Origin of the sequence: Prevotella veroralis (genome assembly GCF_018127765.1) — a bacterium.
Lineage (GTDB): Bacteria > Bacteroidota > Bacteroidia > Bacteroidales > Bacteroidaceae > Prevotella > Prevotella veroralis.
Genome location: NZ_CP072330.1, coordinates 472,308 through 487,295, shown reverse-complemented (window position 1 = coordinate 487,295; position 14,988 = coordinate 472,308). Strand labels below are relative to the sequence as shown.

Below are 14,988 nucleotides of genomic sequence, written 5' to 3'. Positions count from 1 at the left end.
ACTCCCCCTTCTCTCAAGATTAGGTAGGGCTTCCCTTCATTTGACGAGACGCCTTCCTTACTATGAGAAAGGCGTTCCGTCATAAGGAGATAAGCACCTTTTAAATAAGAGCCACCAATCACCTATGTTATACCCAATAGGGTGTAATTACGTTAAATAAGCATAAGATTATACCCGTTAGGGATGTTTAGCCCTCTTTTTCATGGTTTTTCTGTATATTTGTACCCGATAAGGTATAAACAAGATGGAGAATAATCAATTATCAACCACACTAAAGCAGCTACGCAAAGAGTATCATCTGACACAAGAGGATATGGCTTTCAAGGCTGGAGTAGGTCTTCGATTCATCCGTGAGATGGAGCAAGGAAAGGCTACTTTGCGTATGGATAAGGTGAATCAAGTACTTCTATTGTTCAACTTACAACTAGCACCTGTACCCATACCAAGGAAGGAGTATCCACCCAAATATTCATCAAAATGAGACAAGGACAAGTATTTGTTAGAGATCAAATGGCAGGTATCATAATAGAAAATGAGACTGGTTACAACTTCACTTATTCGCAAGAGTACCTAAATAGTAACCATCCCACACCTGTTAGTCTCACTTTACCATTAGATCAAAAAGACTATCATAGCAATGTTCTCTTTTCCTTTTTTGATGGTCTTATACCTGAAGGTTGGATGTTGCGCATTGCTGAACGGAACTGGAAAATCAATCAACGTGACCGCATGGGACTACTTCTCTCATGTTGTCGTGATTGCATAGGCGATGTCAGTATTGTACCTATTGAGCAAAAAGAAGAGGAAAGATGAAACGATGTTTGTGCTGTTATAAACAATTACATGCAGGTGAGATTGATTATCATTCACATTGTATAAAGAAAGTATTTGGTTCTCTCATAGCTCCAGAACTACCTTATACTCGTAAAGACATCAATGAGTTAGCACAGATTGTTGTTGCTAATAGGACTACTGTGACTGGTGTTCAATCAAAGTTATCAATAGATCTTGAACATGATTCTGTAGGCAATCCACAACGCCTAACGATTGTAGGCGTCATTGGACGTTACATCCTTAAGCCACAGACAGAACGATTCGAACGATTGCCCGAAATAGAAGATCTCTCCATGCATTTGGCTGAGATTGCAAAAATCCCAGTCGTTCCTCATGCACTCATTCGGTTTGCTGATGGTGAATTGAATTATATCACACGGAGAATAGATAGGACAAACGATGGCAAGAAACTGCCTATGGAAGATATGTGTCAATTGAGTGGAAAGCTCACAGAACAGAAATATCAAGGTAGCTATGAATCGATTACAAGAATCATAGAACAATATTCAAGTATACCACAACTCGATAAAATAAACTATTGGCAACAGGTTGTCTTCTCATGGATTATTGGTAATGCAGACATGCACCTAAAGAACTTCTCCTTGTATAGTCCACAAATAAATCGATATGTCCTCAGTCCAACTTACGATCAAGTCTCTACAAAGATCATCATGCCAGAAGATACAGAAGAAATGGCACTATACCTCAATGGATTCAAGAAGAAACTTCTCGTTTATGACTTTAGGGAAGCAATGCTCTCCACAGGCATTTCCGAGATAGTTACAAACAGAATACTTTCCGACTTCTCAAAATTTAGAGATAAGTGGTTTGCTTGTATAGATGCTTCATTCATAAGTGATGACCAGAAACTATCATACAAAGCCCTTATCGATAACCGATTGGAGACATTAGCAAAGGAATAGTTGCCCCTTTATACACAAATTAGAGTAAATTACAGGACTTTCCGAAGTAGTTTCTTACACGATGTAAATACTCTATAAATAAAGAGAGAGATTATATTTGCTGTCACTCCCGTCATTACTTATACCAGAAGAAGATACTGATAAATAAGGAGTTATACGGAATGTTAAAACTGACAGCAAATAAAATTAAAAATAAATTAGGGGTTTATAGTGCTTTATTGAGAGCTTTTATTTTAGGAAAATCATTCTGCTTTGTCCACAACTTGCAATAGGTCACGCCCCCGTACATGCTTTTTTGCAAATAGACGAATGATATTCTGGAAAGGAGCGGGCATGTGTGCAAAGTCGCTATTATCACAGTCAAAGACTGTACGCCTATTTACATCAAGCCATACACATACATCTCCTTGACCATAATGTTCAACGTCTTCTTCATGATCTATATATTCCTCTGGATGCTGATGGATGAAAGTAACAATACTATCATTCGCCTCCTGGGACAACTTAAAACTAACTTTATTCTTAGAAACAAACCCACCCCCGTCTACACTCATTATCCGTGTCCGTGTGTTATATTCGAACTCATAGTTTGGAAGAGAGTTTCCGTAACACGATAAATGACCATTGAGAATATAGTTTCGTTCCTTCATCAGATATGACTTACACAAGTTTAGGACTTCCTTCTGATGCCTCTTATATAATAAGGAATCAGTAACAAAAAGGCTATAAGCCTTCATACCTCGGTCATCATCAAGCTTGTTATCCGACCATGCCACCAGTACTCCCCACTGGTCATAGAACTTCCATTGTGCAGAATCAGGGATGATCGGTGAATCACCAGTGAACCCTTTATACTTCACCTTATCTACTATTCCTCCCCTATCGCACACGAAGAACGAACACACCTGTGACGCATAACCATCTGTAATGATATGAGTCTTATCCTTATACCATACCGCCTTCGGACCATCAATAGAGAACACAAACAAACCAACAACACCACAGACGAGAACGATAACACTCATAAGGATGATGACCAATACACCCAATATCTCATTATAGTTAAAGCTCTTTCGGATTACTTTCCCCATAGGATAAAACCATATAGGAAGGGTACCAAGCATGCCATAGTATAATAAGGTATCGAATAAGGGTTCCATCCGCAAATCTGCTGGTAGACATATATGTAATGCCCACCAACAGAAACTTAGTAGGATGTGAACCCAGAATATGGAATATACAATCCGCTTAGTTGTCATAACAATCAGCATTTGTTACGAACAAGGAACATACTTCTTTATTCGTGCGTGATAAATCGTTGTTCGGCTAACTGCTCGTATTTCGTACCCTTACGACCATAGTTAGCATACGGATAGATACTGATTCCCCCACGAGGAGTGAAGATTCCTGTCACCTCAATATACTTAGGATCCATGAGTTTAATAAGGTCTTTCATAATAATATTCACGCAATCCTCATGGAAATCACCATGATTACGGAAGCTAAAAAGATAGAGTTTAAGACTCTTACTCTCAACCATTCGCTCGCCAGGGACGTATGAGATACGTATCTCTGCAAAGTCTGGTTGTCCCGTAATAGGGCACAGACTCGTGAACTCCGGACAATTGAAACGCACCCAATAGTCATTCTCTGGATGCTTGTTCATAAACGTCTCCAACACCTCTGGCGCATAATCCATTCTGTATTGGGTTGCAGAACCTAACGACTGCAAGCCCTCTTCGTTTCTTTCCATAATCGTTTATATTGTTTTACTTGCAAAGGTAATACATTGTTGGTAAATTGCAAACACCATTCTCATATATTACCACCCTAACCAACATCTTATAGGCTTCGAGGTTCTCTCCCACCCGTTCCATTATTATTTACTCCACGTCTGCGAATCATTTCTCACGTGCTCTGCATCTTTTACAAACGTATAAAAAGTTCGTCTCATCGTGATGAGACATAAGTTTCATCATGAAGAGACACTCGTTTCATCATGATGAGACACAAGTTTCATCGTGATGAGACAAATAAAAGGTACGGAAGATAAAGACGTAAAACACATGAGAAAAGAAGAAGATACAAGGAAGAAACTGAGTGAAACTGTATTAGACAAGGAGCGAAAACGCACAACTAATAGGAACCGATATTGAACAATCCGAATAGCAAGCGGGGTTCTGGTTTGTTGTGCAACCTTACTCATAGTAAGCTCACTCGCATAAAGTTGCTCTGCATTAGATTAGATATTTACGAATGTTTGTCTTCTTATTTTGCCTCACAATGCTATCCCTGCTTTGAGACAATATTAGGCACACTATCAGAACTTACAGAAGATTAGCCTCCATTAGATACTACTACTCAAGCCTTACTTACATCGAAAAAGGGATGTGCCAACCGATTGACACATCCCCTTTTAATTGTTTATTCCCTTGTGCGCTACTGCAAAGAAAATATCTTCCAAATGCTGTAATTCACACCATTGTCATAGACATCTTCGCCTTCATGCGCCTTCAATGCCTTCACTACACGGATGGTGATAGGTAAGGCTATCACCTCGTAAAGCGTCTTTAAGACCACCTGCCAGAGCATTAGTTTGGGCAATTCAGGAGTTGGAACAACGCCACCCAACGCCAATGGGAAGAAGATAAGAGAGTCAAGGCTCTCACCTGCTATGGTACTCAAGATGGCACGCCATGAGAAATGACGACCTCCATCACGTAGCTTCATCTTACTCATGACGTAGGCATTAGCGAATGATCCCAATATAAAAGCTATGAAAGAGGCTGCTGCCACACGTGGAGCAAGACCAAAGATAGCATGGAAGCCAGCTTCGTTTGTCCAATAAGGTGCACCTGGTATCCAGTCACATAAAGCCCCCATAGATACAAAGAAGAAGTTCATCGCAAAGCCCGTCCATATCAACAGACGTGCTTTTTGGAATCCCCACACCTCACATACACAGTCGTTAATGATGTAAGAGATGGGGAAGACGATGAGTCCACCCGTCAATGAGATACCTAACACAGAGATTTGCTTTGTCTCGAGCGTGTTTGCCGCAATAAGGCAAACGCAGAAGAGGATGCTGAAAAGCATAAACAGCACACTCACTTGTTGTTTACTTTTTATCATTATCTTGTTTTGTTAAAGGGGGTTGAGCAAGTACCCCTATTCAATTAAGTGGCTGCAAAGGTACGCTTTTTATCTGAACTACCGTAATAAGCCCTAAAAAAAAGCTAAATACACGTGGAGATAAGCATATTTTCATTACTTTTGTAACCATAATATAAACCAAATGAAAGATATGAAGAAAATCATTTTAATGACCATGTTGGCTGCTACAACACTTGCTGCTAGTGCGCAAGATACAAAGCCATACGAGAGTAAGATGTCGCAGATTGAGACTGAATTTCATAAGTTGGAAGCTGAACTCACTCCCTTGCGCCAGAAAGATCCATCTACATTCACAGAGGCTGATAAGGCTAAAGTCACAGAGATTATGGCTAAGGCTGACTCGCTGGATAGCGCTCAGTTGGCTACTGTTCTAGAGATTGCTGAGAAGTTCAAGACTACTACTTTCCCTGCAAAATATATTGCGGAGGTGGCTGACGGACTAGAATATGCAGACTTGAAGAGGCTATGTGACCCATCAACGGGCTATTACAATGCGCCAGAGATGAAGAAAGCCAAAGATTTATATGAGATGTACAAGCTACGCGAACCAGGCTCTATGTATAAGGAGTTGGTAATGACCGACCTCAATGGTAAGCAGATGAAGCTAAGCGATTGGGCAGGTAAGGGTAAGTATGTGTTCGTTGACTTCTGGGCTAGTTGGTGTGCACCTTGCCGCAAGGAGATGCCTAACGTTGTGGAGGCTTATAAGAGATATAAGGACAAGGGGTTAGAGATTATTGGTGTTAGTTTCGATGACAACAAACTCAAATGGTCTTCTGCTGTTGAGAAACTATGTATGACTTGGCCTCAGATGTCTGACCTGAAAGGCTGGCAGTCTGCTGCTGGTAAGGTTTATGGCATTCGTTCTATTCCTTCAAACATACTCCTCGATAAGGACGGCAAAATCATTGCAATGGATCTAAGAGGTGAAGCTTTGCAGACAGAATTAGCAAAGTTATTGAAGTAATATATATAATGTGTGTCAGATAGCCGCGCTATTTGACACACATTATTTAATAACACAACACGACCATATAACCGATAAATACTATTGTAAGGACGATTCCTTCCCACCTTGCAATCTTATACTTCGTGAAGGAGAAAAGCCATACTAACAGCGTTGAGAATACCATCATTGAGAGGTCTAACATCGTTATACCTTGCAAGTGCATAGGAGTTATTACACCTGTAACGCTCAAGATTGCTAGAATATTAAACACATTCGAGCCTAAGACATTGCCAATAGCAATGCCACTATTGCCTTTGCGCGCAGAAACAACACTTGTTGCTAACTCTGGTAGGGAAGTTCCTCCAGCCACAATGGTTAGTCCGATGACTGCTTCCGACACACCGATATGCTCTGCCACCTTCGTTGCGCCTTCCACAAAAAGGTTACTGCCGCCTATCAAACAAGCTAATCCAACAATTATCCATACGATAGAGACCCATGTTGCCATAGGTTTTTTATTATCTTCAATGGAGTCTGTCTTAGCAGTGGTATCATCGTCTTTCGTCTTAGCCCCCTTCAAGGTGACATACATAAAGACAAGGAATAGCACAAAGAGGATGCCTGCATCCAACCTACTAATATTACCATCAAGACACATTATTAGTAATACAACTGAGGCAAATAATGCAAAAGGTATATCCTTCCGAACGGTTGACTTCAAGATAGTCATAGGTGCTACCCACGCAGAGACACCTACTATCAACAGCGTATTAAAGATATTCGAACCAACGATGTTACCTACAGCCAAGTCGGTAGTCCCTTTGAGTGCAGACACAAGACTCACACAAAATTCAGGCATACTTGTACCCATCGCAACTATTGTTAACCCTATCACAATCTGTGGCATCTTCATTTTCTCAGCCACTGCCACAGCCCCGTCAGTCAATCGGTCGGCTCCCCATAAAACGAGCACAATGCCCACGAGGATAAATAAAACATTTAGTATCATATACTTCTTACTCTTTTGGCGGGCAAAGATACAAATAAAATGCAATATGCCAAAATGTTAGTTCTGCACCAATTATGGGCTACTTACAATGCAGTTATTTGATAAATAGCCCTCATGTCATCCATTATTTGCTTCCAAGTTGCCCCTCTTCACAATATGAAAGAGACTAAGGTCTATGTGTAACGGGGCAATGCCTCGTTAGCCAAGAACAAAGGTAGCACAAATAAAGAGACGCTCTTCTTGACATGAAGAGAGCCTTTCCTTACAACAAGGAAACGCCCTTCTCAATTAGAGAAAAGCGTCTCCTTATATTTCCCATTAAGTACTCCCCCTCCTTGAGAGGGGCTGGAGGAAGTTCTATATATGCTCTTTAGCCAGCAAGTCCACGTCGATTAAGTATCTTAATAATCTTACCCTTAATCTCAATAGCACCCTCTTTCTCTAAATCGGAAAGTACACGCAGAAGAGAGAACTTCTGTATTCCGAATGAATCAGCAATCTCCTGACGTGAGCGCTCAAGGTGTATCTCATTACTACCCTGCTCTCCTGCACGCTCTAAAAGTAGGTAGGCTACCTTCTCTCGGACGGTAAATAGACTAAGAATCTTCATCTTTTGCGTAAGGAAAACATCTATATTAGAAAGGATACGAATGAAATTCATGCGGATTGCATCATCGTTATCAATAAGTGACTTCAGGCTATCGGGCTTCATACGAAACAACTCCACACGCCCATCAGTCTCAACACTAACGGGTAGACTTCGGTCTTTAGAGAAGATAAAAGCAGGTGCAACAAGATTGCCACTTCGCAGTCGGCTCACCTCTACTTGCTTACCCGATAAGGCTGCCATACGGCATATCAACACACCACTCACAACAATATCTACTGATCGACAAGGCATTCCTGCTAACGCATAAACATCATGCGGAGGTAGAGAAACCAGCTGATGTGGAACGTTCCCCAGCGTTATTTCTATCTCAATATCACTCATCCCTGCAAAGAGCGGACAGGCACGGAGGGCTTTCATAACATTACTTTCCATGCCTGCAAAGATACAAAGAATACTCGTAATCCTATACTTTTAACGTGCTTTAACCCGATATGGTCACATTTGTTACTCCCCTCCTCCCGTTATTTTTAATACTTTTGCAAACAAGAACAAGATAACAATTTAAAGATATGTCACAGACACTATTCAAAACAAATATCCCTTTCGAAACATGGGATCTAGACTTACTTGTTGATTACGTATTGAAGTTTCATCATCGTAACACACGCAAATATGGTAATGAACTATTAGAGAGATTGAACCAATTAGCAGCTAATCACCCAGAATTAGATCGTGTTGTAGATCATTTCCGTAATAGTATTGCAGACTTAGACTTGCATTGCCAGAAAGAAGAGAACGTACTCTATCCTTTCATCATAGAGCTTTTCAATGCAGCTGAATTGGGTCAGGAGCACGCTCCATTCCACTGTGGTTCCATCCAATTCCCTATCAATGCAATGATGGCTGACCATAGTGATGAGATTGAACGACACGATCGCATTGCAGAACTGACTAATAACTACACAGCCCCAGAAGGTGCAGAACCTGAATATGTAAAGGCTTTAGCAGACTTAAAACAGTTCCGCAATTATCTCTTGGAACATATCTATGTGGAAAACGAAGTGATATTCCCGAGAGCATTAGCTATAGAATAAGGTTTTTAAAAAGAGTAGATTATGAAACTAAAACGTGTTTACTTGCCGGCAGAAGAAACCGATGGTTATCGAATACTCGTAGACCGATTGTGGCCAAGAGGCATTAGTAAAGAGAAAGCGAAGATTGACCTTTGGCTGAAAGAGGTTGCTCCGAGCAATGAATTACGCAAATGGTTCGGGCATGACCCAGAGCGTTTCAACACGTTTACCGAGCGTTACAAAGCAGAGTTACAAGCATCTGGCGCATTGGAGGAGTTACGTCAAGCCATCCAAGAACATCCTAATGCAACACTACTTTATGCGGCACATGACGAGCAACATAACAATGCTGTCGTCCTGCAGGAACTACTCGAAACAACATAACCAAACATAGGGACAGATATTATCATCTGCCCCTGTTTTGCTTTATATACTGACAATTATGGAGAATATGTCAGTTTTTTAGTATTTAACGTATCAATGAGAAACTCCTCACAACATTATCAGTTCTGAGCTTCAAAATAAAGATCTTTGAATGAAGATGAGACAGATCAATTTGCTCTTGATAAGTCCCCTGTTGTAAAAGACAGCCATCCGTAGAGAAAAGTTGATAGTGTTGATAATTACCTCTGACAACCAATTGTGAACCAATAATCGCAGGAGATGGCACGTTCTCTCCATTACTTGTTATGTCATCAATACCTGTGTCAATAGGTTGAGCAAGTAGTTTCACAACAATGGGTTCTGCTCCACGAGTCTGAATAAGCAATGCCGCAGCATGAGTTTTTGTATCATTACTCTTGAAGCCAACGGCAATAGTTCCTCCTTCACTTGGCAACTTACTATGCGAAACCTTAAAGTATTTTTTCTGACCAGAAGGAGTTAAAGTGAGAGTAATTGGTGCCTTAGTACGGTCAGAGAATACATTTATCGTCTGAGGCGTCATCTCCTGTCCTGCATGGAACACAAACTTGATAAAGTCATTATCAATACTCAATTCAGGAAGATCAGTGCGTCCGAAAGTCACATCATCTATCATGAAGTTAAGAGATGTGCGTTTACCTCCCACTGGACTATAGTAAGAAAAGGCAACATGGAAGTTATCGTCAATGGTAAGTCCATCCACTTTAGATAGGTCGATACGATAATCAAACCATGAATCAGCCTCAAGCTGCACCCCAGCCGGAACGTAATTAGAGAGATCTATATAATAAGGTGTAACCTTCCCGTCCTTTTCTGCGAGGATATAGAATCCAAAGACTTCTTTCCCATCAGTAGTCTGATTGCGATACATCAAGCTAAAGGTTAGGTCTTTACTCTTTGCTTTTTTATAAGAGAGGGTCGGTGAGATAAGCCAGCTCTCATGTTCTCTGTTATCTTCCACACCATATTTCAAGAAAGAGATCTGTGCCACCTCATTCTCAACAACTGTCTGCGCTGCATCCTTCTGCTGCCACGCATAGAAGGGGCGTTCACCTAGAAGGGTAAGATTCTGCCACCCGTTCAATCCAAGAATACGTGTATGGCGTAAGCCCGAAAATGTCTCATTGAGAACTTCTAATGGTTCCTTATCGGCTTGCTTCAGCATGGCATCTTCTATCTTATCAAACTTCTGACGTGTTTCTAACGTATTCGGAAGAATCTTCACACGATCTACAGTTATATCAGAAGTGGCTACGAAGCGAATAAGCGTTGGACGATGTGTATTAACAACATACTCCCCAGCGCCATTTGCAACAGCTAATGAGATCCAATGTCCACCTCCATCAATGGAATATTCTGCCTTGCATTGCTTGGCACTAGTGACTGGTAACAATTGAAGTATATTAACTCCATTGGCTATTAATTCATCATAATAGAGTGTACCTGACGCTGACAAGGATACGTTACTCTTATCTTTCCACTTACCATCAAGTTTCCAATAACCCAAATCAAACTTATGATAACCTGTCCACGCAGTACCTACGAAGCGTTTATCCATCGCACGATCTTCACCGAAAGACTCTACTAATTCCGTGGAAGTTGCAGCCTTTGCAACACCTTTGAGATGGATAACTAAAGTGTCAGCCAATACACTTGAGACCTTCAACATGGCCTCATATTCACCTGCTTCACGTGGTGCGAAGGTTACCTTAACAGGGCGTTGATAGAGTTTGCCTGAGCCAGTTGCATAATAATACTGCCCTACATCAATACGGAAAGCTCCATTTACCTTTTGTGTTAAAGCCAGATTCACACTTGTGATAACATCGCTGATTTCAAACTCAAGCGACTGCTCATCTGTCTTGTTTGGAGCAGCTACGAAAGTACGAACTTGTTGACCTGATTTAAGTTTAATAGATGGTGTTGTTCCCGCTTTCTTGAAGTAGCCTGTCAATGAAAGAGAACCACTGTTCTCTTGGTCTGCACCCGAAAAACGTAGCTTATAAGTGCTACCACCCACATAAACTCCAGCTTTTTGTGGAGTAATTGTCAGATGTGCCTTGATGGTTCCATTCTTTGGTAACTTATCAACATCTAATTTCATCACAGAAGCAGACTGCGTTCCAGCAAAGTTAGGAGCTTGATCTGCAGCTAAGTGCATACCTTGTAAGGCAACAAGATAAGTCTCTGACTTCCCCACCTCACCCACTATTGTGCGGAACTGAGGCAAAACGGCAACAAGAGGGAGAATGTCTTTCTTAGATAGACGTAGGACACTAAAGTCGTCCATACGTACTTGGCTTTCTGGAGCAATCAGTAAGGCAAACTCTAATTTTACGGCTCCTTCTGGACAGATGGTGCGGAATTTCAACTCGCCGTACGCCTTCATTCTACCGAAGTAAATATCTGGATTATTGATAAAATCCTTCTCTGTAGATGGAAGTTCTTTCCCCGCAGCATCCAACCAACGCAAAGCAAGACGGAAAGGTCCTTCTGGACGTTTGCTAGTTAACGTACAATAATGTAGAAGACACTCTAGTTCGTCACCTGCAACAACTTCCTTGTCAGCTCGTTTGAGATCAATTACCTGTTTGAGAAATCCCACCTCATTTTCAGTTTGAATACCGACCCCGAAACCTGTATCACTACTATACCGATCACTTCCCTTGAGCTGTGTTACGGTTCCAGCAGTTTGCCATTGTACAGGCTTCCCTTCATTAAAAGAATAAAAGTAAGGATCCTCCAGTAACTCAATAGTTGGTTTTTCAGAACCTGCTTGTGCAGTGGCATTAGTCACATTAGGCTCCTGAATCTTTGCAGATAACACGTTTGTAAGGGATAGAAAGAAAATACTTACAAACAGCTTTGTTGATAAGGAAAAATGTTTCATAAGCTTTGGTTATTTAATTAAAATATTGCAAATATAAATATTAAATATATAAAATCAAAGAATGAAAGCACTTAATTTCAATTATGGAAGTAAAAATTAGAAAAACAAACTCAATTCATTAAGAATATTCTCTGATAATCTCCAATGCACAGAATGTTATCCAACTCGTATCTAAAACAGCAATAAAACAAGATTACCTCACAATGAATTCACATAAAAACAACACTCCTCTTATAGCCTTTTGCATCCCCTTGATAGACATATCAGTGTCTTTCATATCGCATTCATAGTATTAATATGATAAGAATCTACGCCTATGAGACATAATGTCATTACATTTTGACAAAATGACACATATAGTCTATTGGTATGCTCCTTGCATTATGGTCAGTACAAAACAATAATAATAACATAAAGTAAAGGAGATTAAGATATGTACAGAAATTCATGGTTACCAGAAGTTTTCAATGACTTTTTGAATACAGCAAATATGCCTAAGACAAATGCGACAGCACCAGCTATCAACGTACTGGAGTCTGAAAAGGAATACACAGTGGAGCTTGCAGCACCTGGACTAAGCAAGGAGGATTTCGATGTAAACATCAATAGTGATGGTGACTTAACCATTAAGATGGAGAAGAAAGCCGAGGAGAGCGAGCAAAAGGCTCATTACCTCCGTCGTGAGTTCGCATATAGCAAGTATGAGCAGACGCTGATTTTGCCTGATGATGTACAAAAGGAGCATATCGCAGCACGTGTTAATAATGGTGTGTTGACGGTTGTTTTGCCTAAGATTCAGGTACAAAAAGAGAAGGTAGCAAGACAGATTGCTGTAGACTAAAGATTTGAAAGACTTTGAGATAAAGTCTAGTTGTCTAGTTATTGATGAAAGAAAGATTAATACTGAATTGAATAAATTGTGATGTTAAAAGCCCCAAGTACGCTTGTACTCGGGGCTTTTTCGTTATTCTAACACTTAGTTGCTCTAAGCATTTTATATGATTTCAATTACTTTCTGTCATCAATGTTATCACCCTCGGTAGGCTTCATATCCTCTTCAAAGTTAGTTTCTCCTGCCTTTACAAGAATCTCGTACCACTGAAGAAGTTTCTTGATATCGCTGTTGTGAACACGGTCACGATCGAAGTTAGGAAGCACCTCTCCAAAGTAAGCCTGTAGCTCCTTTGCAGATGCCTTACGCCAATTAAGAGAAGCAACTTTGCCATTCTCTTTATCACGCAACTTAGTCAATATTTCACCCAATGGCACATCCTCGCTATCCGTGAACATTGCGATATCAGCGAGACTGGTTACTCTGTCGGTAGCAAAAGCTGGTTGACGCTTGTGCGTCTCATCGAGTGATTCAACGATAAGATTCGATTTACCACGACTAACCAACTTGTAGAGTCCTGGTTTGCCTGCAATTGAAAGAATTGTCTGTAACATTTTCTTATAAATTGTTTATTGTTAAATTATTCTGAATTAATAACTCTCTTTATTCTTAGGAACGGTTCTCTGTGGAAGATAGTTGTGTGAGTAGGAAGTCTATCTGCTGGTCTAATGATTGTATTCCATCATTGATAATTTCATAATCACTACGCTTCAAAACTTCTTCTTGCGGTAACTGTCGGTTTATCCAATCGAGAGTTTTCTCTCTGCTGATAGCATCCCTTTGCATAACACGTTGTATGCGCACTTCCATCGGAGCAGTGACACACACCACCTTATCTATATGTGTGCGCTCGTAGAAACGACTATCGAAGAGGATGGCACTCTCTATCCACGACATTCCTGATTGTTCGAAATCACGTGCAACGGCAGGATGAATAATATTATTAACAGCCTGCACATGGGCATCATCACGAAGGAGATAATCGGCAAGAACAGCTTTTTGCAATACACCTTCTTTATATACATGCTCGCCAACTAACAGCTTTAGATTCTTTTGCAACTGAATCGAAGTGCGCATGAGTAGCTTAGCATGGGCATCACAATCATATACCTTTATACCTCGCATAGCTAATATTTGGCACACATAGGACTTACCACTACCAATACCACCTGTTATTGCAATTATCATCGCTGCTCAATTAAATAATCAACAGTATTGACTGACGGACGAACATTTCGAACACCATTAGGAGTATTGAGGATATATAAGCGGCATTTGTCCGAATGAGTAGATTCAATATCCTTATAATTAACGACAATGCGGAAGTCTACGGGCAGTAATTCCTTTGTCTCTGCATTCTTCGGCATACTACGCATACGATAAGCACCAACGACAAAACGAACTTTTACCTTACTTGGGAATGTACGCATTACCTTGTCTTCTGGCATGTTGATAGCTTCTATTGGCACTTCAACACTTTCTTCCGTAAGGACATCAGGGTAGAGTTTCATCTTCACTTTCGATGGTATACACTTTGCATTCGTGAACTTCCGAAGATCAATCGTCATCTCCTTCACGTCGGTAAAATTGGTAATATACTGACGTTTTGTATAGACCGTTTGAATACTGTCCAATACATTCCTAGCTGCGTAAACTTGTACACTATCGGGAACAAAGTCAACGTGTGCTAGATAATAATTCTTACCTGGCACTACCGTTCCTAATAAATGCACAGGAACCTTCTTATGTTGTCCGAAATTGAATGAAAACGAGAGTTTTCCACCTTTGACCGAGGTTATCTTCGAGCTTTTTGATAACTGAAAATAAATCTGCTTTTGAAGATCTGCAACAGAGATGTTGCCTCGGCTATGTCCATCAGTATAGAGTTTGTAATCTGCATATATAGGGCGAAAAGCATCTTCTGCACCATAAGCAGCTATCATATAGCCTTTATCGCGAACCGTAAAACGAACAACAGAGTCTGGCTCACTGGTAATAACAACATTACGAGGGACGTCTGCCATACGAAGTGGTATGCTAAACTCTCGCTCATACGTCTCATTCAACGTCATAATGAGCCAAAAACTGCCACTTAATATTAGGAAGAACAAAAAAATCAGAAACTCCTTGTTGATGATTATCGACAAGAAGCTTCTGAAGAAACTGAGTGTATGCAGCGATTTGCCTATCTTCATCAAATGAATTACTCCT

General features: G+C 40.5%; 16 protein-coding genes. 7 read left to right on the top strand and 9 right to left on the bottom strand.

Translation table 11 applies throughout. The features are described from left to right. Positions 1–244: 244 nt before the first annotated feature. Genes J5A55_RS01985 through J5A55_RS01975 form a run of 3 tightly spaced genes read left to right on the top strand, consistent with a single transcriptional unit; the run spans position 245 to position 1,757 of the window. Positions 245–481 carry a helix-turn-helix transcriptional regulator gene (locus tag J5A55_RS01985; RefSeq protein WP_004382497.1) on the top strand — a complete coding sequence of 79 codons (237 nt, stop codon included), beginning with the start codon at positions 245–247 and terminating at the stop codon, positions 479–481. Then, positions 478–813: a HipA N-terminal domain-containing protein gene (locus tag J5A55_RS01980; protein ID WP_004382496.1), complete on the top strand. Its 336-nt coding sequence runs from the start codon at positions 478–480 to the stop codon at positions 811–813. The genes J5A55_RS01985 and J5A55_RS01980 overlap by 4 nt, the downstream gene beginning before the upstream one ends. After that, the gene (locus J5A55_RS01975; RefSeq protein WP_004382495.1) at positions 810–1,757 is read left to right on the top strand and encodes a HipA domain-containing protein; all 948 of its coding nucleotides are present in this window, start codon (positions 810–812) and stop codon (positions 1,755–1,757) included. The genes J5A55_RS01980 and J5A55_RS01975 overlap by 4 nt, the downstream gene beginning before the upstream one ends. A 242-nt stretch (positions 1,758–1,999) precedes the next feature. Here the strand turns inward: J5A55_RS01975 and J5A55_RS01970 are convergent, their stop codons facing one another. From J5A55_RS01970 to J5A55_RS01960, 3 genes are all read right to left on the bottom strand, one after another. Further along, complete coding sequence (locus J5A55_RS01970; RefSeq protein WP_004382494.1) at positions 2,000–2,917, bottom strand: hypothetical protein; 918 nt, start codon at positions 2,915–2,917, stop codon at positions 2,000–2,002. Positions 2,918–3,054: 137 nt separating this feature from the next. After that, positions 3,055–3,510, bottom strand: coding sequence for a preQ(1) synthase (gene queF / locus J5A55_RS01965; RefSeq protein WP_004382493.1), 456 nt, complete (start codon positions 3,508–3,510; stop codon positions 3,055–3,057). Between the two features lie 686 nt (positions 3,511–4,196). Beyond that, positions 4,197–4,889: a queuosine precursor transporter gene (locus tag J5A55_RS01960; RefSeq protein ID WP_004382490.1), complete on the bottom strand. Its 693-nt coding sequence runs from the start codon at positions 4,887–4,889 to the stop codon at positions 4,197–4,199. A gap of 172 nt (positions 4,890–5,061) precedes the next feature. On the opposite strand from J5A55_RS01960, the gene J5A55_RS01955 reads away from it, so the two are divergent. Next, positions 5,062–5,898: a TlpA family protein disulfide reductase gene (locus J5A55_RS01955; RefSeq protein WP_039851113.1), complete on the top strand. Its 837-nt coding sequence runs from the start codon at positions 5,062–5,064 to the stop codon at positions 5,896–5,898. A gap of 46 nt (positions 5,899–5,944) precedes the next feature. Here the strand turns inward: J5A55_RS01955 and J5A55_RS01950 are convergent, their stop codons facing one another. After that, positions 5,945–6,889, bottom strand: coding sequence for a calcium/sodium antiporter (locus J5A55_RS01950; protein WP_004382488.1), 945 nt, complete (start codon positions 6,887–6,889; stop codon positions 5,945–5,947). Positions 6,890–7,259: 370 nt separating this feature from the next. Continuing rightward, positions 7,260–7,931 (bottom strand): Crp/Fnr family transcriptional regulator, encoded by a 672-nt coding sequence (locus J5A55_RS01945; protein WP_004382486.1) that lies wholly within the window; start codon positions 7,929–7,931, stop codon positions 7,260–7,262. Between the two features lie 137 nt (positions 7,932–8,068). Between J5A55_RS01945 and J5A55_RS01940 the strand changes: the two genes are divergently transcribed. Both J5A55_RS01940 and J5A55_RS01935 read left to right on the top strand, forming a co-directional pair. Next, positions 8,069–8,593 carry a hemerythrin domain-containing protein gene (locus J5A55_RS01940; protein ID WP_004382485.1) on the top strand — a complete coding sequence of 175 codons (525 nt, stop codon included), beginning with the start codon at positions 8,069–8,071 and terminating at the stop codon, positions 8,591–8,593. Positions 8,594–8,614: 21 nt separating this feature from the next. Then, entirely contained in the window at positions 8,615–8,956 is a 342-nt protein-coding gene (locus J5A55_RS01935) for a DUF488 domain-containing protein (RefSeq protein ID WP_004382484.1), read from the top strand. Positions 8,957–9,041: 85 nt separating this feature from the next. Here the strand turns inward: J5A55_RS01935 and J5A55_RS01930 are convergent, their stop codons facing one another. Continuing rightward, on the bottom strand, positions 9,042–11,885 hold the full coding sequence (locus J5A55_RS01930) for a choice-of-anchor J domain-containing protein (protein ID WP_004382483.1): 2,844 nt from the start codon (positions 11,883–11,885) through the stop codon (positions 9,042–9,044). Positions 11,886–12,318: 433 nt separating this feature from the next. Here J5A55_RS01930 and J5A55_RS01925 point away from each other — a divergent pair, with 433 nt between their 5' ends. Next, complete coding sequence (locus J5A55_RS01925) at positions 12,319–12,726, top strand: Hsp20/alpha crystallin family protein (protein ID WP_004382482.1); 408 nt, start codon at positions 12,319–12,321, stop codon at positions 12,724–12,726. A 167-nt stretch (positions 12,727–12,893) separates the two neighbouring features. Here J5A55_RS01925 and J5A55_RS01920 read toward each other — a convergent pair whose 3' ends face one another. From J5A55_RS01920 to J5A55_RS01910, 3 genes are read right to left on the bottom strand one after another with little or no spacing between them, the layout of a single operon-like run. After that, positions 12,894–13,331, bottom strand: a complete 438-nt coding sequence (locus J5A55_RS01920; RefSeq protein WP_004382481.1) for a DUF5606 family protein — start codon at positions 13,329–13,331, stop codon at positions 12,894–12,896. A 55-nt stretch (positions 13,332–13,386) separates the two neighbouring features. Next, the gene (gene coaE / locus J5A55_RS01915) at positions 13,387–13,965 is read right to left on the bottom strand and encodes a dephospho-CoA kinase (RefSeq protein WP_004382479.1); all 579 of its coding nucleotides are present in this window, start codon (positions 13,963–13,965) and stop codon (positions 13,387–13,389) included. Then, on the bottom strand, positions 13,962–14,972 hold the full coding sequence (locus tag J5A55_RS01910) for a CdaR family protein (RefSeq protein WP_004382478.1): 1,011 nt from the start codon (positions 14,970–14,972) through the stop codon (positions 13,962–13,964). Before J5A55_RS01910 ends, coaE begins: the two co-directional genes overlap by 4 nt. Positions 14,973–14,988 lie beyond the last annotated feature (16 nt).